This is a genomic window from Vibrio sp. 10N.222.52.B7 (assembly GCF_041474275.1).
In the GTDB taxonomy this organism is placed as follows: Bacteria; Pseudomonadota; Gammaproteobacteria; order Enterobacterales; family Vibrionaceae; genus Vibrio; species Vibrio crassostreae_C.
The window spans coordinates 131,490-149,671 of sequence record NZ_JBFRTU010000006.1; the positions used below are offsets into that span (position 1 = coordinate 131,490).

14 protein-coding genes are annotated in these 18,182 nt (G+C 44.7%); 7 read left to right on the forward strand and 7 right to left on the reverse strand.

All coding sequences use genetic code 11. The features are described from left to right. Positions 1 to 58 precede the first annotated feature (58 nt). A complete protein-coding gene (gene aceB / locus AB4512_RS03075; RefSeq protein WP_372112627.1) occupies positions 59 to 1,684 on the forward strand; it encodes a malate synthase A in 1,626 nt (541 codons plus the stop codon). Positions 1,685 to 1,785: 101 nt separating this feature from the next. Beyond that, complete coding sequence (locus tag AB4512_RS03080) at positions 1,786 to 2,226, forward strand: heme-binding protein (protein WP_008220964.1); 441 nt, start codon at positions 1,786 to 1,788, stop codon at positions 2,224 to 2,226. Between the two features lie 99 nt (positions 2,227 to 2,325). Here AB4512_RS03080 and AB4512_RS03085 read toward each other — a convergent pair whose 3' ends face one another. Then, positions 2,326 to 2,808 (reverse strand): MarR family winged helix-turn-helix transcriptional regulator, encoded by a 483-nt coding sequence (locus AB4512_RS03085; RefSeq protein ID WP_017061583.1) that lies wholly within the window; start codon positions 2,806 to 2,808, stop codon positions 2,326 to 2,328. A gap of 123 nt (positions 2,809 to 2,931) precedes the next feature. On the opposite strand from AB4512_RS03085, the gene AB4512_RS03090 reads away from it, so the two are divergent. Beyond that, entirely contained in the window at positions 2,932 to 3,825 is an 894-nt protein-coding gene (locus AB4512_RS03090) for a DMT family transporter (RefSeq protein WP_017067653.1), read from the forward strand. Positions 3,826 to 4,157: 332 nt separating this feature from the next. Then, positions 4,158 to 5,072, forward strand: a complete 915-nt coding sequence (locus tag AB4512_RS03095) for a DMT family transporter (RefSeq protein ID WP_017061581.1) — start codon at positions 4,158 to 4,160, stop codon at positions 5,070 to 5,072. Positions 5,073 to 5,180: 108 nt separating this feature from the next. On the opposite strand, the gene AB4512_RS03100 is transcribed toward AB4512_RS03095, so the two are convergent. The 3 genes from AB4512_RS03100 to AB4512_RS03110 are packed head-to-tail and all read right to left on the reverse strand — an operon-like array spanning position 5,181 to position 7,796. Beyond that, the gene (locus AB4512_RS03100) at positions 5,181 to 6,362 is read right to left on the reverse strand and encodes an MFS transporter (RefSeq protein ID WP_017067651.1); all 1,182 of its coding nucleotides are present in this window, start codon (positions 6,360 to 6,362) and stop codon (positions 5,181 to 5,183) included. Next, positions 6,352 to 7,500, reverse strand: coding sequence for a phosphotransferase (locus AB4512_RS03105; protein ID WP_017061579.1), 1,149 nt, complete (start codon positions 7,498 to 7,500; stop codon positions 6,352 to 6,354). The genes AB4512_RS03100 and AB4512_RS03105 overlap by 11 nt, the downstream gene beginning before the upstream one ends. Positions 7,501 to 7,511: 11 nt before the next feature. Beyond that, complete coding sequence (locus AB4512_RS03110) at positions 7,512 to 7,796, reverse strand: GNAT family N-acetyltransferase (RefSeq protein WP_004732803.1); 285 nt, start codon at positions 7,794 to 7,796, stop codon at positions 7,512 to 7,514. A gap of 274 nt (positions 7,797 to 8,070) precedes the next feature. Between AB4512_RS03110 and AB4512_RS03115 the strand changes: the two genes are divergently transcribed. Further along, positions 8,071 to 8,817 carry a flagellar brake protein gene (locus tag AB4512_RS03115; protein ID WP_017065025.1) on the forward strand — a complete coding sequence of 249 codons (747 nt, stop codon included), beginning with the start codon at positions 8,071 to 8,073 and terminating at the stop codon, positions 8,815 to 8,817. Positions 8,818 to 9,017: 200 nt separating this feature from the next. Here the strand turns inward: AB4512_RS03115 and AB4512_RS03120 are convergent, their stop codons facing one another. After that, entirely contained in the window at positions 9,018 to 11,378 is a 2,361-nt protein-coding gene (locus tag AB4512_RS03120) for a Lon protease family protein (RefSeq protein ID WP_017061577.1), read from the reverse strand. A 240-nt stretch (positions 11,379 to 11,618) separates the two neighbouring features. On the opposite strand from AB4512_RS03120, the gene AB4512_RS03125 reads away from it, so the two are divergent. Both AB4512_RS03125 and AB4512_RS03130 read left to right on the forward strand, forming a co-directional pair. Continuing rightward, positions 11,619 to 12,113 carry a hypothetical protein gene (locus tag AB4512_RS03125; RefSeq protein WP_017068585.1) on the forward strand — a complete coding sequence of 165 codons (495 nt, stop codon included), beginning with the start codon at positions 11,619 to 11,621 and terminating at the stop codon, positions 12,111 to 12,113. A gap of 12 nt (positions 12,114 to 12,125) precedes the next feature. Next, positions 12,126 to 13,754, forward strand: a complete 1,629-nt coding sequence (locus AB4512_RS03130) for an ABC transporter ATP-binding protein (protein ID WP_372174389.1) — start codon at positions 12,126 to 12,128, stop codon at positions 13,752 to 13,754. Between the two features lie 196 nt (positions 13,755 to 13,950). Here AB4512_RS03130 and AB4512_RS03135 read toward each other — a convergent pair whose 3' ends face one another. Together AB4512_RS03135 and AB4512_RS03140 are read right to left on the reverse strand one after the other, a co-directional pair. Beyond that, on the reverse strand, positions 13,951 to 14,964 hold the full coding sequence (locus AB4512_RS03135) for a LacI family DNA-binding transcriptional regulator (protein WP_372174391.1): 1,014 nt from the start codon (positions 14,962 to 14,964) through the stop codon (positions 13,951 to 13,953). A 96-nt stretch (positions 14,965 to 15,060) separates the two neighbouring features. After that, a complete protein-coding gene (locus tag AB4512_RS03140) occupies positions 15,061 to 18,159 on the reverse strand; it encodes a GH116 family glycosyl hydrolase (RefSeq protein WP_372174393.1) in 3,099 nt (1,032 codons plus the stop codon). Positions 18,160 to 18,182 lie beyond the last annotated feature (23 nt).

Genomic DNA, 18,182 nt, shown 5'->3' on the forward strand with positions numbered 1-18,182 from the left:
CCTTAAAAAGAGAATTTTGTATACAAAATGACATCATATTGTGTAAAGGAGACAAGCAATGATGAATGACGTGAAAGAGAGAAAAGATGTGCTGTGTATGCAGGTACTTGGGAAGATGGACAACTCCGAGTACAAAGAGATCTTGTCTAAAGATGCATTAAAGTTCTTAGAAGCCCTTGTTAATAAGTTTGGAGATCGCCGTCATACCCTGCTAAATGACCGCGACATAAAACAAGCTCAATATGACAACGGCGAGTTACCCAATTTCAGAAAGGACACCATCTCCATTCGTCAGAATAAAGAGTGGAAGGTAGCAACACCGCCACCAGAGCTACTGGATCGCCGCGTAGAGATCACCGGCCCTATCGAAAGAAAAATGGTGATCAACGCGCTAAACTCAGGCGCGAAAGTCTTCATGTGTTGTTTTGAAGATGCGTCTTCCCCGACTTGGGCCAATATGGTCGAAGGGCAAATCAACCTAAGAGACGCCAACCTTGGCACCATTAGCTACTTCGATGAGAAGAAGCAGAAGCGTTACCAATTAAACGACGATCCTGCACTGCTGATCGCACGCCCACGAGGGATCCATCTTCCTGAGCAATCCATCCAATTCAACAATCAGCCTATCGGCGGTTGCTTGATGGACTTCGCCTTGTACTTTTTCCATAACTATCAATCACGAGCACAACAAGGTTTAGGGGTTTACTACTACATTCCCAAGCTTGAGAGCATGGAAGAAGCACAGTGGTGGGACGATATTTTCAGCTTCACCGAAAACTATTTCCACGTACCCAAAGGCACCATTCGTGCGACGGTTTTGATTGAGACGCTTCCAGCCGTATTCCAAATGGAAGAGATCTTGTACGCAATGCGTGATCATATCGTGGCAATGAACTGTGGCCGTTGGGATTACATCTTCAGCTACATCAAAACGCTGAAAAACCATAAAGACCGCATCCTGCCTGACCGCCACGGGATCGGCATGGATCAAGAGTTTCTAAATGCCTATAGCCAACTGTTGGTGCGTACTTGTCATGCTCGCGGCGCACTGGCGATGGGTGGTATGTCGGCCTTTATTCCAGCGAAAGATCCGCAAGAAATGGCGCGTGTAACCGCCAAGGTTATCGAAGATAAGCAAAGAGAATCTCAGAACGGACACGACGGCACATGGGTCGCGCACCCTGCACTGGTTGATTTGGCAATGTCGATCTTTGATAAGCACTTAGATGGCAAAGTAAACCAAATGGATTTTCAAAGCCCAGAGCATGTGATCAATGCAGACTCGTTGCTAAAGCCTTGTGAGGGCAGTCGCGACGAAGTAGGAGTACGTAAGAATATACGCATCGCGCTGTATTACATCGAAGCTTGGATTCAAGGCTACGGCTGTGTGCCTATCTACGGCCTCATGGAAGATGCCGCGACTGCTGAGATCTCAAGAGCCAATATCTGGCAGTGGATCCACCACGGGGTAACACTCGATGATGGCCAAACCTTTACCAAATCACTATTCCACTCTTGGCTTTACCAAGAGCTAGACACGATAAAACATGAAGTCGGAGACTCGCGCTATACAGCAGGTCGATTTGAAGAGACAGCTGATCTTTTCTATCAACTTTCTACAGCCAAAGAGTTCGCTGCCTTCCTAACTTTACCCAGCTATGGGCTATTACAAGAGTCCAGTTAGGACTCTTGTACCGAGCTGAATCAGTCGATGATATTCACAACAAGCGTAATGATTGGCTGACTTAGCTTGGTACACGGCCCCTTGAAAAACTAGGAGATAACATGGGAAGTTTGACTCTACAACAAGCGTTAACCATCATTGATGGCACCTTAAAAGCAGGAAACAAGATCCACACAGAACCTTTGACGGTCGCCGTCTTAGACAGCGGTGGCAAGCTGATTTCTCTGCAACGTCAAGACGGCTCTAGCATGATGCGACCAGACATCGCGATCGCTAAAGCGTGGGGGGCACTCGCACTGGGTTGTTCCTCTAGAAAACTCGCCCAAGATGCTGACAACCGACCAGCATTTATCTCCGCCGTAAACGTGCTCGCGCACGGAAACATGGTGCCAGTTCCTGGGGGGCTACTGATTCGAGACAAGGATAAAACGGTATTGGGTGCTATCGGCGTGAGCGGTGACATTTCAGACATTGATGAAAGCTGCGCCATTAATGGTATTGGCTGCGCAGAACTGTTCAGTGATGAGATGCTGCAAGCTTAACTCGCTAACTCTCTGTACTTGAAATTCTTAGACAGGAACAAAAAAACCGAAGCGATTAGGCTTCGGTTTTTTATTGAATCTAAAGGAAGATCAGAAAAACTACTCGTACGCGCTCAACCATGTTTTCAGAAGTTGGTTGGTGTTCTTCTTCTGACTCGCAGACAATGATTTAACCAGTTTTTTCTGCATTTCGACATGTTCAGTCATCATTTGGTCAATCAGAATAAGACCATCTTTAGTTAACTGGACACTCACGCTGCGTCTGTCTTCTTTGCTGTGTTCACGACTGATCAGCCCTTTGGCTTCTAGCTTATCAAGGCGATTGGTCATCGCGCCAGATGTCAGCATCATGGATCCAATCAGTTCAGATGGCGTCAGTCGGTAAGGCTTCCCAGAACGTCGCAACGTCGCCAGCACATCAAACTCACCCAGCTTCATGTCGTATTTTTTATGAAGCTCGGCAACTTGCGTCTCCATATACTTGGCAATACGCATAATCCGACCCATCATTGCCATAGGCTCAGTATCTAGTTCGGGCTTTTCCTTTGCCCATTGCTCTACTACGCGGTCGATAGCATCCATTTGCAATCTCGCTCCGTTGTTAGTCTGATTACTTCAAACTAGTTTAACATAAAGATACTTTACAACCACTAGTTCTCAGTATACAGTTCACACAATAGTTATCTTAACGTAAAGATATTTTAAATGAACATATTATTAGCAATGATCCCCGCGTTCTTTTGGGGAACAACCTATGCAGTGACGCAATTTACGCTACAGGAGTGGCCACCATTATTATTGGGTGCTTTGCGTGCGTTACCTGCTGGTTTGTTATTGCTAGCAGTAAAACCAACACTGCCTAAAAAAGGCGAGTGGCAAATCATTTTCACACTGGGCCTTATCAATATCGCGACCTTCTTTGGCTTGATCTTCGTGATGGCGCTAACGCTGCCTTCGGCAATCTCTGGCGTGGGCATGATCTCCGTGCCGGTGTTCGCGATGATCTTCCACTGGGTAGTGAAAAAACAGCGCCCGCATCTGATTCAGGCCCTTTCGGGTATTGGCTTGATCACCTTAGCGTGGATACTGTTTAACCCAAGCCAAATTGCTCTGAACCCAATCGGTTTAGGCGCAATGTTTGCCGCAATAATGTGTATTGTCATCGGCAGCAGCATTACCAAGTCACTGGGTAACCGCATGCACTGGTGGAAGGTATTAACATGGCAACTGATTCTGGGCGGTACGATTTTGTCTGTCGCGTCTGGCGTTCATGCATTCATCGATCCGCAGCCTTATATTAACGCTGTCACTCATTTCGATACTCGTAATGCTATGGGACTCGTATGGGTTATTGGGCTAAACACAGCGCTGGGTTACGGCATGTATGTGTGGTTGCTACAGCGTATGTCGGTGGTTGATTTCACCTTCGGTGGCATCGCAAACCCAGTAGCTGGCATCGTGACCGGTATGGTGTTGATGGGTGAATCATTCACTGCAGTACAATACTCACTAATGACCGGCATGATAGTGATGTCACTGCTACCACAACTTATCCTTGCGGTAAGACAATCCAAACAAGTCAAGCCTGTTACGCAGTAGACGCAGCCTCTTAAACGTATTGTTCAAAAACGCGCCTCATTGAGGGCGCGTTTTTTGTTGCTACGCTAACAGCAATAACCCAACAGCCATACTCGTTGAGTTGACCATTCCTTAAGTTAAATTAAACCTCACAAAGAACAATGACTTTACTTTAACTATCTAAAGCGAATTTATTTTCTATAAAATAATCATACTAGAGATTTAATTTCCACAAAAAACTCAAATTAGAGATAAAAAGACAAAACTTTTCTCCGACTACCTTTCTATACTGTGCCACGTCGTTAAGGCGCCACAAGCTTATGATTTAAAATAATTATTAATGAGTAGTCACCATGAATTCGAAGTCTCTAACTATCTTGCTTTTTGTCTCTGTTTGCTTAATTTGGGGAACCACTTGGTTCGCTATGGAAGTAGCATTGCATTCTATCCCACCTATTTTTGCTACTGCGTTACGCTTTTTACTTGCAGCACCTCTGCTTGCGGTATTAGCGAAAGTCTTCAACCAACCACTGCTGTTCCCTAAAGGTAAGCGCCAATGGCTGCTTATTGTTGCGTTGATGTATTTCGCGATTCCGTTTACGTTGATGATCTATGGCGAGCAATACATCTCTTCAGGTTTAGCGTCGATCATCTTCGCCAACATGCCTGTGGCTGTGATGTTGATGTCTGGCTTATTCTTAGGTCTACGACTAGCGAAGCACCAGATATTCGGGTTGATCGCTGCTGTTGTGAGCCTATGTCTAATCCTTGGTAATGAAATGCAGATGGGTGGCGATGACTACCTAATTGGCACGGTTTGCTTAGGCCTTGCTGTTGCGATTCACGCAGTGATGTATGTGCTGGTTCAAAAGCACTGCAAAGGCATTGAAGTACTAACCTACAACGCCGTACCGAGCCTAATTGCAGCTCTATTCTTGTTCGCTGTTTCAGCTATAGGTGAAAACGTGAATATTGAATCTTTCACTTGGGATTCAATCTCTGCTGTGGTTTACCTAGGCTTTGTGGCGAGTGTTGGCGGCATTGTTGCTTACTTTAAATTAGGTCAGGTTTCGACACCTTTCCAAGCATCTATCTGCTTCCTAATTTTCCCTGTGGTTGCACTACTGATCTCTTGTTACATCAATGGTGAGGTTCTATCTGAACAGTCACTTGTAATGATGATTCCTCTACTTTGCGGCATCCTGCTAACCAAAGCACCAAAGGGAATCTTCAAGCTGCGTACCGAATTAAAAACCGTAAGAAACTGATCCGCGTGAAACCTATTTTGCGGATTAGATATACATATCCCACATAAACAAAAAGCTCCAATATCACTATTGGAGCTTTTTGCTTATTTCATAATATCGAGACCAACATTAACGCCAGCTAAACATTCGCACTTCATTACCTTCTTCAGGTGTCTTAGGAATGTTTAAAGACAACGCCAAAGAAACCGCCGCCATCGCAGCACCAATATAGAAAACCGTTGCAGGAGAAGACAACCAAATCACACCAAACACCACTGGAATAACGACCGCTGCAATATGATTGATGGTGAAAGAGACACCAGCAGTTGATGCCATGTCTGCCGGGTCTGCGATTTTCTGGAAGTAAGTTTTGATCGCCAGCGCCAATGCAAAGAACAGGTGATCGATCACGTAAAGTGCCGCCGCCCATTCCGCGCTTTGCACCAAACCATAACCGACAAACACACCAATCAATCCAACATACTCGAAGATCAACGCTTTACGCTCGCCAACCACACCGATAAATCGACCAATGCGCTTCGCAAACAAGAAGTTAAATAGGTAATTAACCAAGAACAACAATGTGACGTCGGCAGCCGAGTAACCAAACTTCTCTACCATCAAGAAGCCTGCAAACACAGTGAAGATTTGTCTTCTCGCACCGCTCATAAACGTTAGCGCGTAGTAGAGCCAGTAACGCTTCCGCAGTACCAACTTCTTATTCTGTGGCGTCTTGGTTTGAAACTCAGGGAAGCCAAAGGTCATCACCAAAACTAAAACAAAACCAATTCCGCCAGTGATGCCATACACCCAAGCAAAGTCGAGTTTGAGTTGCTCTAACATCACCCAAATAGAGCCATAAGTGATTAAAGATGCCAACGCGCCAACGGAGATCATCTTACCTAGCATCTCTGGCGCTTCTTCTTTACTCAACCATTGCAGTGACAAAGACTGCTTCAGCGTTTCAAAATAGTGAAAGCCCGTCGACATTAAAATGGTAGTCAGCAACAATCCAGTGAGTGAGGGGAACAGACCCGTAATCGCGGTGCCTACAGTGAGCATCGCCAGCGATATCAACATGAAGCGTTGCTCACGAATGAATGCCAACACAAACACTACGGTAAACGCTAAGAAACCCGGGATCTCACGCACACTTTGCAGCAAGCCAATATCCGCACCATCAAAGTTCGCCTTCTCAATCACGAAGTTATTAAGTAAAGCCATCCAGCTCGAAAACGCGATCGGTACAACAATCGAAATCAGTAATAAAAAGTTTTGCGGCGTTTTCCAACTCGCGGTTCTATCGAACATTGACGGACTCCTGTTCGTCTAATTGAGTGAGCACTCGTAAGGTCAACTGCTCAGTATAAGGGTTAATCTTCCAATGCTCTGGGCTCCAGCCTTTTACGAAACGTTGGAAATCGGCCCACGCCACGTAAAACATTGGTCGCCATGCTGCTTCTACCTCATCAAATGAAAGGTGTGGCTGATAGTACGCCAATGCCTCTTTCAAGTAGTGGAAGTAAGCATCTAGTACTTCTGATTCAAGCTCTGCGCAATCTTGTGGCCTAATCGCGCTGCTCATGAACAAGGCGACGTCTTTCATCGCACAGCCGTAACCCACATATTGGAAATCGACCGCAGCTGCTCGCTCGCTTTCAGAATCAAAACAAAAATTGGCGAGCTTGGCATCGCCATGTACCAAGGTTTGATATGGACACTCTTTGAGTAAACGGTCGATGTGCTTGGCTTGATTCTTCAATGGTAAATCAGCCAAGGCATTGAGCTCATCAGGACGTGTATCTAGATGCCAATAAGTACCGACTTGCCACAATGATGACAACTGCTCTTGATTGATATTGATATGCTTTGCGTGAAAGTTAGCGAGCCATTTAAGGCAAGCATCGCGTTGTTTTTGCTCTTCTCGTGTGTAACTAGGTGCCTGATAGTCAGAAGCAGCAAGAACATCAAAATGAGAGGTTAACGGAAAACCTATATCCGCTAAGTCTTGCATCACTATCAGCCACTCATTCTCTTCTAGTTCACATTGCAGCCCAACAGGTACAGGGCAGCGCTCGTCCCATTGTTGGGTGAATGACTGATACCAAGCTGTTTCCACTTGGTAAGAGTGTACCTTTCGTTGGTGAGAGAGTTTGGTATTCCAACCCTTTGGGTGTTCAGCTTTATCTGGCAACGCGACATGTTTAACAATCACACTCTTGAGTTCCGCACTGCTTTCTTGAGAAAAGACTAAGCGAACTAACTCGCCATATCCACCCCATAGGCGTTGAATCACTTGGACATCAAACCCTTCATGACAACCCAGCGAGGTCGCTATTTTTTGATAAAGCTCATTTTGATAAAACTCTTGTTGATAAAGCTCTGGCTGATTTTGACTTGAACCCGCTTCAGGTTGAGCTCGATTATTCGACGATATTGATTGAGACATATTACTCGTTGTTATGCTTTATCGGATAGAAGGTGTGACCACTGTGGCTGCCTATTCATGTAGTGAACCACATAGCTACAAACCGGCACAATTTTGAAGCCCGCTTGTTCAATTTCAGGCAATACCGACTCCATCATCACCTTCCCAAAGCCCTTGCCTTGCAGTTCATCAGGAATGCGTGTCGACGTGATATGTAGTACATCTCCGTCCTTTTGATACTTAACGACCGCGAACTGGTTGGGTTCTAACTCTACCGTGATCTGGTTCACTTCTTGATCCCATTTTACTGCCTGCATTCTCAACTCCTGCAAATAATTGATACGACAAACAATAAAAGTTTGAAGTATGAGTTCCTTGTAATAGACTAGCGCAAGTGCATATAAATAAAACTAAGTACTTACAAACACAGCAAATAATTCAGTGCAATCGGCTTAATATAAAATCAGCAATGATAAAAGGCACTCTATAAATCTATGTGAGTACGTCCACTAAATCTAGCACGTAATAACCCCTTGTTAGCAAGTTACCAATATAACTAACAGACGCATGTTGGCGCATGGAGAACATATAATGAACGCACCCCTGAAGAAGCCTTTGGAGCATAATCAGGCACTTCAAGACCCTCGTAATCGCACCGTTTCCACTATCAATAGCACTGATGCACTGGCCATGATTGAGCACGGCAGTGAGCTGACATTAAATGTCTCGACTCCCGTTGGCACGAAGTTTCTCGCTACCACCAAGTTTATCGGAACGCACAGTGATAACTGTATTGTGGTTGAGGTTCCCGAGGTATCCAATGAAGATCTGAACTTTTTCTTTCAAGAAGGTTTTTGGATGACTGCTCGTGCGTATTCTCTACGAGGTGAAGGCGCGCTTATCCACTTTAGAAGCCAAATTCATCATAAGATTGGTGAACCCTTCCCTATTCTTGTGCTGTCTACACCAAGCACGATGCAAGTGACTCAGCTACGTAAAGAAACACGCTATGAAGTGAATCTAGCTTCAAGAATCATCTTCAACGACCAGCGAGCAAACTGTGAGATAAGAGACTTATCAAAAAGTGGTTGTCGTTTCGTTACCTCGCCGACCTCTCGTGCGATTCAGATTGCCGATCGAGTGTCTATTGAGATAACCCCTGAGAACTACAACGGACCACTGATTCCGCCATTGCGAGGCATCGTCTGTAACCTACAGAAATCGACGCACTACGCTCGATATGGTGTTGAATTTGATGATATTGGCCGAGCTAACGCCAAACACTTGTTGGCAAAACTGAAGTTCGATGGCACCAAGCTCTGCTTGCGAAACGGGTAACGCCTTTAAGACGCGACTTTCACCGAATACAAATAGCTCACTGGCAAACCAAATCGTAACCAACAAAAAAGCCATCGACTCTAGAATCGATGGCTTTTGCGTTTTGGCTGTTTATCTGCTTGTTTAGCTAGCTAATTAGCTATCAAACTATGTATCGATGTATCGATGTATCTATGTATCTATGTATCTATGTATTCAAGCTATTTACGCAGTGCGTTCAGTTTAGCTTGGGCGATACCAAAGATGGTATCAATTGGATAGCTACCCTCATCACTTGCTTCACCAGCGGCTTTGCCTGTGAACAGCTCAATTGCTTCTGTTACATGGTCAATCGCCCAGATATTAAACTCGCCCTTTTCAACCGCTTTCACGATATCGCTACGCAGCATCAGGTTGTGAACATTTGAACGCGGGATGATCACCCCTTGTTCGTTTGAACGCCCTTTGATTTCACACACATCAAAGAAACCTTCAATTTTCTCGTTCACACCACCAATAGGCTGAGACTCACCAAACTGGTTCATCGAGCCTGTAATCGCGATGTCTTGACGGTTTGGCTGCTTAGAAAACGCTGACACCACCGCACAGAACTCAGCCATACTCGCACTGTCACCATCGACGCCACCATACGATTGTTCGAAGGTGATGTTAGTGGTGAGCGGGACTTTGGCTGTCTTGCCAAATACGGAAGAAAGGTAAGCCGACAAGATCATCACGCCTTTTGAGTGAATGCTGCCACCTAAGTCTACGTTTCTTTCGATATCAATCACTTCACCATCGCCGTAAGCCGTGGTGGCAGTAATTCGGTTTGGCGCACCGAACATGTGATCGGTGGTGCTTAATACAGACAGAGCATTCACTTGCCCAACCGCCTGACCATCAACATGGATCAGTGTTGTGCCGTTGGTAAACGTCTCCATCACACTGTCTTGCAGTCGTCCGACACGCATCTGTTGGTTAGATAACGCTTGGTCGACGTGTGTTGCTCGAATCAGGTTCGACTTTGAACCTCTCGCCACGTAGTTTGACTCACGAAGCAGATTAGCAATGTGTGCCGAGTGCAGAGACAATTTACCTTGGTCACCCGCCTGACGAGAGCTGTGCTCAATGATGCGAGCGATCGCTTTACGGTCACAATGCAGCATGTTGTTGTCGTGCACGATACTCGAAATAAAGCGCGCGTAGTGCATTTCAGAATCGGGAGTACGCTTCATCTCATCTTCAAAATCGGCCGTCACACGGAACAATTCACCAAACTCTGCATCGTAGTGTTGCAGCAGTTGGTAAGTTCGGTAGTCGCCAAACAGGATGATCTTGACGTCCAATGGAATCGGCTCTGGATCAAGCGATACCGCGCCCGTTAAGGTCACCTCTTTCTCTAATGAAGTGAAGCTCAATTGACGTGAACGCAGCGCTCGTTTCAAGCCTTCCCAAACGTACGGCTGCTCAAGTACCTTCACCGCATCCATCAGCAATACGCCACCGTTAGCTCTGTGTAAGCTACCTGCACGAATCAATGAGAAGTCTGTAAAGACAGTGCCCTTGAACGTTGCCGTTTCTACATAGCCAAACAGAGAGTGATAATTTGGATTCTCTTCCACCACGATCGGCAGAGTCTCCTCCTTTTGGCTTACAATCACGTTAACCTTGTAGCGACGCGGCATTTTCTTATCCAAAGAAGCGGTTGCAACTTCGGCTTGCTCAGTGCTCTCTTCTAAGAAGATGTCAGCGTTGTCGACAATGTCTTTACGCAGTGCCGTTAGGTACTTTTTAATGTCTGGATATTGGCTGTAATCCTTCTTCAATTGCTTGATGAAGTGCGTGATCACGTCTCGCGCCGTATCATCATTCAGTTTTTGAATTTTCTCAGTGTACGTTTCTTCAAGTTCCGTCAACTCACGAGAAATGGTTCGCAGACCGACTTCCAATCCATCAATGGTTTTATCGAACTGGTCTTGCTCTTCCGGCGAAAGCAGATCAAAGCTCTCTTCGGTATGAAGATCATCACCATTCATGGCCACAAACTGGTAATCACCCTGAGTGGTGATCGTCAGGTTAATGCCCTTGTCTTTCGCTTCTTGACTAATGCTTTCTAACGCGGCTTGTTGCTTAGCTGCTAATTGGTTTTTAAGCCTGTCAGCACGGCTAAAGTACATCTCGTTATCAAATGCTAGAGGCATACCTTTCAGCAGTTTACGCATCAATTTTTCAATATCTTGCTTTAAGCTGCTGCCAACGCCACGAGGCAATTTCAGTACCTTAGGTGTACGAATATCTTCGAAATTCGCGATATAACACCAATCAAAAAGCTCCTGCACTTCTTGAGGGTGACGGTTCAGATAGCGCAAGATCATGGTGCGTTTACCCAGACCATTTCGCCCTATCGCATAAATGTTGTAACCCTTTTCCTTGATTGACATCGCGAACTCAACGGCTTTTTGTGCCCGTTCCTGCCCGACGATTTCGTCAATTGGAGCCAGTTCTTTGGTCGACTTACATGGTAGCTTATCTAAATCCGCTACCTGATACAGCTGTTCTGTATTGAGTCTTTGCATCGCCATCGCCGCCTCCTTAGTCCTTCATTACTTGGGTGTAGATAAAATCAGTGTAGATGTAATTTCCTACAAATTTAGTGACTTACGCTACACAGCTGTTCAACTGAACAAATAACACACAATTTAAGCCATTTTTAGGAATAGCTCGTCATTTAATTCACCAACTTAACATGTGAATGATTTTAATTTGCAATTGATAATAAATATCATTAACATTTTCTGATATTATAAATTGAGGATGTGGATATGGAAATTGAACGATGCTGGATGCACTACCTAAAAGCTGAACAGTTAATGGAACAAGGTCACTGGCCAGAAGCACAACGCCTTTATGGTGATGTTCTAACCTCACTTCCTCATCACATCCAAGATGCAGCATACCAAAGCGATATCAAGCCTTGCCAATTTGCCTGCTTGCTTGCCGGGTTAAGAGACGCGAGCGTCGCTCAATCAGAGATACTCAACCGATTAGGTCAGCACCAACAAGCCTTCGATACCTTGAATCAATCTTACGCTCTGATGCAATTTATCTCTCTGGAGAACACTGAGCTGATTCAACGTACCTTTGGGTTATTGGAAAAGCAGAGCGAAGGTTTGCTCAATCACCTGATCGCTTTTTGCAGCGCTCAGCGCAGTTCGCATTGGATGCTCGAACTAGAACAAATTCAACGTGCTCATCACCATTTTGGGCAACTTAAAACAACGTCAGAAGTTCAATCTTCACCTAATGTCTTAAATTGATAAGGATATATCATGTCGGACCGGGCTCTTCTTAAAGTCAATAACCTCTCCGTTAGCTTCAAAACCAACGATGGAATCGTTGATGCGGTGAAAAAGGTTAACTTTACCCTTAAATCCAGCGAAACCTTGGCCATTGTTGGTGAATCAGGTTCTGGTAAATCTGTCTCTTCCAACGCACTGATGCGTCTACTTCCAGACAACGCCATTATTGATCCGCAGTCTCAAATTGAGTTTGAAGGCGAGTCTGTTCTCGAAAAATCAGAGCGTGAAATGCAGTCGATTCGTGGCGATAGAATCGGCATGATCTTTCAAGAGCCGATGACATCTTTGAACCCATACCTTCGCGTGGGCACACAAGTGGCAGAAGCTATTATGTGGCATCGTAAAGTGTCAAAGTCTCAAGCCAAACAGCGAGTGATTGAGCTGTTTAATCTTGTGCACTTGCCAATGCCAGAAAAGTCGTACACCAAGTACCCTCACGAATTTTCGGGTGGTCAGCTGCAACGCATCATGATCGCAATGGCGCTGATTAATGAACCGGATATCCTGATTGCTGACGAGCCTACAACTGCATTAGATGTAACGGTTCAAGCTGAAGTGCTTGCTCTTATCAAAGAGATCCAAGGCAAGATGGGAATGGCAATTTTGTTCATCACCCATGACTTAGGTGTGGTGAAACACTTTGCAGACCGCGTGCTAGTGATGTGTAAAGGTGAGATCGTAGAAGAAGGGATGACTCAATCTTTGTTCGATAGTCCTAAACATGATTACACAAGAATGCTCATTAACTCGATTCCGAAAGGCGCTAAGGTTCCTGTTGAGGCGACAGCCCCAGAACTATTGTGTGCTGACGACATCCGAGTTCAGTTCTTGGTGAAATCACACTTTATCAAGAGTAAAAGCCAGTACTTCGAAGCCGTAAAAGGCATTTCGTTGAATCTTAAACAGGGCGAAACCTTGGGTATTGTTGGTGAATCCGGATCAGGAAAATCAACACTGGGACGAGCGTTAATCGGCTTGCTGCCAAGTACCGGACGTATTGTTTACAAAGGCCAAGACGTTAGCTTATTAAATGATAAAGAGCGTCACAAGCTCAAGAAAGATGTCCAAATGGTGTTCCAAGATCCTTATGGTTCTTTATCACCACGCATGACAGTTGGGGAAATCATCACCGAAGGCTTAACGGTGCATCAACCTCATCTATCCAAGCAAGAACGTTTAGAAAGAGCGCGCAAAGCATTGATTGAAGTTCGCTTAGAGCCGAATTCAATAAACCGTTATCCGCATGAGTTCTCTGGCGGGCAAAGACAACGTATCGCGATTGCTCGCGCACTGATTCTAGAGCCCTCTTTCATTTTGCTGGATGAACCGACTTCAGCACTCGATCGCTCAGTACAACTGACCGTGATTGACCTGCTGAAAGACATTCAAGCCAAGCACAATATTGGCTTTCTGTTCATCAGCCACGACCTCTCGGTAGTGAAAGCACTGTCGGATCGTGTACTGGTGATGCAGAAGGGTGAAGTGATGGAAGAAGGGTCTGCAGAAGAGATTTTCAATGCACCGAAAAATGACTACACCAAGAAGTTAATCGCAGCGTCATTCGACTTAGAAAATAAATCGAAAAAAAATGCGGCGTAACGGGAACTAATCAACATTAACAGCGTCTTATATGTACATTCTGAATAATCTCCTAATGGATTGAAATCTAGAATGGATATAGCAAAACTGGTTTGGCCGCCAAAAGAGAAATGTCGCATGGATGCGACATTTTTCGTTTCTGAAGGGAAATAATGTGTCTTTGACTGTAACTCCCTATGATTCAATCATTTCACAACTAACGATACAGAGACTTGGTCGACTCTCTGACGATTAAATCTATCGGTGGTAGTCGTGCTTCATGCCTCTCACCTGAAAGTAAGTTCAAAATCGACTGAGCACACACCTCTCCAATCTCTTCAATTGGCTGCCTTAATGTTGTTAACGCAGGTGTGAAATACTTAGACGTTGGCAAGTCATCAAACCCAATCACTGACACATCTTCTGGCACTTTGTAGCCGTGATCATGGAGCGCCTTAATAGCGCCGTAAGCCGTTTGATCATTGGCAGCAAACAGGGCTGAGAAGTGAATCTTAGATTCAATTAATTCCACGGTTTTCTCATAGCCAGTTTCACTACTGAAATCCCCTTGCTTGACGAGCTTTGGCATCACCTTAATGCCCGCCTCTTGCAGCGCTTTCTTATAGCCTTCAAAACGATTACCCGCATCTGGTTGACTCGAAAGCCCTTTGATATGGGCGATGTTCACATGCCCTTGTTGTAATAAGTGAAGCGTCGCCATGTAACCGCCTAGCACATTATCGATATTGATTGAACGAACGTTGTCTTCAGCGAAATCATAACCGACCGCGACAATCGGGATGTCTTGCGCGTACTTGGCAATATCCTCTTTGGTGATGCTGCCTGTTACGATGATCATTCCATCGACATTGCTCTTAGCCAGATACTCTAAGGCGTGCATTTCTAACTTTTTCTGCCAATGCCCTGTCGCGATTACTAACGAATAACCTTGAGCGATCAGTGTTTTCTCCATGTCATTGAGAATACGGCTGGTATAAGGGCTGTCAGGGTGTTGCACCAACACACCAATGGTGAGTGAACGTCGGTTGGTGTTTTCTTGCATTTGAAAATTAGGTTTGTAGCCAGTGTCTTTAATCGCTTGCTCGATGTTCTGGCTTTTATCATCCGACACATAAGTGGTTCGATTAAGAAAACGAGAAACTGTGCTCGGAGAAACACCAGCCAGTTTTGCTACATCGTATACTGTTGTTTTTTTTGTTTTAGTGCGCATCTCGAACCCCTAATCAAGTGACATTCGGGGAGCTTTAAGCTCCCCATCAGTTTCAACCTGCATACCACTGCTTTAGCTGAAAATCGTGTCATTAAGTTAATACAAGTAGGCGAAGATCATCCCCGGTCTAAAGTAACGACCAGCCGTATATTTCAAGCCAGTACTCAGTAACCATTTGTGTAAGCCTGCCAGCTTTTCTAACGGAATTTCACCGCTCACCATTTTAACAAAATTATCAGTATCTTTCGTCAATGTTGGATTGATCCGACCGTCAGACAGCACACAGTTTTGACATTTAAGTACACTTAGCCAGTTTTTCGCATCATTTTGCGTCAATTTAAAGGCTTCTATAAGATATTTCTCATTGACAGACACAGAGCAATTGAACCCTTCTGGCGCTGCAAATGGAATTTTTGAATAGTCATACAGCGCGGTATACACGGTATCCATCAATGTTTCTGCTTGCTGAGATTTACCCGCCAGACTCAACGCCGTTGCGACACTAAACTGCACACCAATCCATACGTCTTGTGCTTGGAACGCTTCATGCGGCGAACCATCGGCCAACGTCATATTCGCAACCCCAAGCTTAGGGCTGTTAATCTCAAAGTTGTGCTTATAAACATAGTCTAGTGCGCGTTGGATGTTCTCTTGCGGAAAAATACCCTCGAGTCCGATGAGTTTTAGATAACTGTCGGCCAACAAGGCATCACCAAAACTGTTGTCAGAATCTGGCACTAAATCTAAGTATTCTTGAGTAAAGGCTTGTGGCGCCGTCTCACTCAGCAAGCGTTTCTTAGAGACTCTTTGAGATACCTTACTGATGCTGATGGAAGTATCCGTTTCATTGAGATAGGTATTGAGCGTGTTCTTGTCAGCAATCGCATCACCAGTCAATGAAAGTCCTAAGGTTTCCAGAGCTTGATAGCCTTCACCTGTTAAATGCTTAGCTTGAACTGGCGTCACGAAGAAGTGGTAGTAACCCTCTTTGTCATCCCACAAGCTTTGCTCAACCGTGGCTAACGCCTTTTTAGAACGCGTTAAGTAACCGCTAGCTCGCACGCTTTCACCCATCAATTGTGCAAGTTCACTCGCCGCTTGCAAGCCAGCAACCCAAAGGCTCGCACAATAAATTGAGATGCCATGTGACGCTAGGTTATCAAAGGTATCGTCTGTGCCACGGGTTAGCGGCAAATCATCACCCTCAGCGATCAAATTCGATAAGAAATCGATGCTTTCAGTTACCGCTTGCCAGCACTCATTAACCACAGAGAGATCTTGGGTGTTTTGGTAATGGCGGTACACCATCAGAATGTATTTCGGCGCTAAGTCCTTCCACTCTTTCACATTGTGCCAACTGTAAGCATCGGGCTGAATGTCGAATGGGCTACCCAAATCGTGGATTACCGCACCTCGAATAGCACGCACACCTTGGTACTTTTCATCAATCAATTCAGCATTCGGTGTCGCTTCATATTCCCAGTAACGGCGCTGAGTGAAGTCTTCAGCCAAAATCGCTTTTGAGAACTCTTTCATTACGCAGCCATCAAGCTCCGGCAGCAAGTAAAGCAGTGAAAACGAGCCGTAAAAATACACATCCAGAGAGTTAAAGAATGGGTAGTCGACACACTCTTTTACTAAGAATTTATCTTCTTTGTCCCATACCGTTGATTCCGCTAGGAAAGACAATGAATTCATCGCCATCGTCGCATAGCGAAGTGCCGATTCAGGCTGCGAGATCTTGTTTTGAGCTTGCTCTAGAAAAGTTGTTTGTTGTTCGACGATCTGCTGCTCAATGGTTTCGAGCTTAGGCAACATGTCTTCTAACATAGGTAATGCAGGCTTTACTTGCGGGTAGAATTGCGTGTAAGCCTTATCTGAGTGCCAACCATTAAGCATGACTTTGCTGTGAGCCATCACCTGTGCAAAACGCAGGTCAACAGACTCGCCAGGTTCCAATTCAACCTGAACCACCACCAATGCGCTCAATGCTTCACGCCCCGTGTAAATTCCTGTTTGGAATTCCGCGTTGGTACGGCCTGTTTTCAGTGCGAACTCTGTTTGCTGAGCTGTCTTAGAGGTATAAAGCGTTGGTTTGACAGAAATCGAAACCTTACCAGATTCAGTCAAATGGTTATCCGCTTGAACACCAAACACCACTTCGCCTTCAATATCGCTTTGATAAGGCGATTGGCTAGACAATTGAACACCCGTAAAGCTGTGTCTTTCACCCTTTAAGTTAACCACTTCATGCTGCTGAGCAATCGGATTTTGAGACAAGGTACATGCCGAATCCTGAATACCATCACGGCCTTTTTGGTAGGTTGAACCAATCAAGTTTTGTAGAGGCTGAGCAAGCGTAATCACGCGTGTTTGCGATGAATTATTGGTTAATTCGAAGTGATTCCAGTGCATCGGTAAAGAGCAAAGGCGTTTGTTCTCTTTAACGATCGGAGAGACGACCTTACGCTTTATATTAATATCTTCGAAGCTACTGTATTTATATTCAGCTAATGGATACAAAGCTTGATATTCTATATCCTTGCCATTAACACTATCTATATCACGGCCATTGATATTATCCATATCATTATTATCACCCGCAGTAAGTGATAATAATCTCGTTGTATCATTTATTAATAAACCATTAAAGAAATCTAAGGCTACATATAATTGACAAATAGTTGAACCTGAATATTCTTCAATCAACAATTGAGTCTTATTTGAAAATTCAACGTTCCATTTTGTAAAGTTAGTTTTATTTTCTTGGTAGAAGCGACCATTTTTTAATGCTGTTTGAATGAGACTAATCGCATTCGACATTTCTCTACTTTCAATCTTTTTTCCATCGAACAAAGCCGGATAAAAGTTCAGGTGAACGCTTAGCTCTTGTTCATTAAGAACTTGCAGCGTGTCGATGGTTGGCACATTCATCACTGACGCATAAAAATCATTAAAATTAATAACTTGCTCTGAACAATCGACAAAGATTCCCGGAATAAAGCTGAAGTTAGGCGTGTTGCCGTTTGGTGTGAGTGTAAATGTGTTACCAATTCCGCCGACCGCCATACCGGTATTTTCTGGTGTAGTCGAAATTGGCGTGTACCAAGGTTGAATAAATTCAACTGCATCACCTTTTTTACACAAGTGTTCTGAATTTCCTGAGTAGCTCGTATATGGAATTTTATTATTCATTTTAAAACCGCCATTGAATATTT

What these genes read in the sequence shown, in the direction of transcription:
- AB4512_RS03085 (WP_017061583.1), bottom strand. Translation starts at nt 2,808, where the DNA reads ATGGATGCTATCGACCGCGTAGTAGAGCAATGGGCAAAGGAAAAGCCC.
- AB4512_RS03135 (WP_372174391.1), bottom strand. Translation starts at nt 14,964, where the DNA reads ATGCGCACTAAAACAAAAAAAACAACAGTATACGATGTAGCAAAACTG.
- AB4512_RS03090 (WP_017067653.1), top strand. Translation starts at nt 2,932, where the DNA reads ATGAACATATTATTAGCAATGATCCCCGCGTTCTTTTGGGGAACAACC.
- AB4512_RS03100 (WP_017067651.1), bottom strand. Translation starts at nt 6,362, where the DNA reads ATGTTCGATAGAACCGCGAGTTGGAAAACGCCGCAAAACTTTTTATTA.
- AB4512_RS03125 (WP_017068585.1), top strand. Translation starts at nt 11,619, where the DNA reads ATGGAAATTGAACGATGCTGGATGCACTACCTAAAAGCTGAACAGTTA.
- AB4512_RS03140 (WP_372174393.1), bottom strand. Translation starts at nt 18,159, where the DNA reads ATGAATAATAAAATTCCATATACGAGCTACTCAGGAAATTCAGAACAC.
- aceB (WP_372112627.1), top strand. Translation starts at nt 59, where the DNA reads ATGATGAATGACGTGAAAGAGAGAAAAGATGTGCTGTGTATGCAGGTA.
- AB4512_RS03105 (WP_017061579.1), bottom strand. Translation starts at nt 7,500, where the DNA reads ATGTCTCAATCAATATCGTCGAATAATCGAGCTCAACCTGAAGCGGGT.
- AB4512_RS03130 (WP_372174389.1), top strand. Translation starts at nt 12,126, where the DNA reads ATGTCGGACCGGGCTCTTCTTAAAGTCAATAACCTCTCCGTTAGCTTC.
- AB4512_RS03115 (WP_017065025.1), top strand. Translation starts at nt 8,071, where the DNA reads ATGAACGCACCCCTGAAGAAGCCTTTGGAGCATAATCAGGCACTTCAA.
- AB4512_RS03120 (WP_017061577.1), bottom strand. Translation starts at nt 11,378, where the DNA reads ATGGCGATGCAAAGACTCAATACAGAACAGCTGTATCAGGTAGCGGAT.
- AB4512_RS03110 (WP_004732803.1), bottom strand. Translation starts at nt 7,796, where the DNA reads ATGCAGGCAGTAAAATGGGATCAAGAAGTGAACCAGATCACGGTAGAG.
- AB4512_RS03080 (WP_008220964.1), top strand. Translation starts at nt 1,786, where the DNA reads ATGGGAAGTTTGACTCTACAACAAGCGTTAACCATCATTGATGGCACC.
- AB4512_RS03095 (WP_017061581.1), top strand. Translation starts at nt 4,158, where the DNA reads ATGAATTCGAAGTCTCTAACTATCTTGCTTTTTGTCTCTGTTTGCTTA.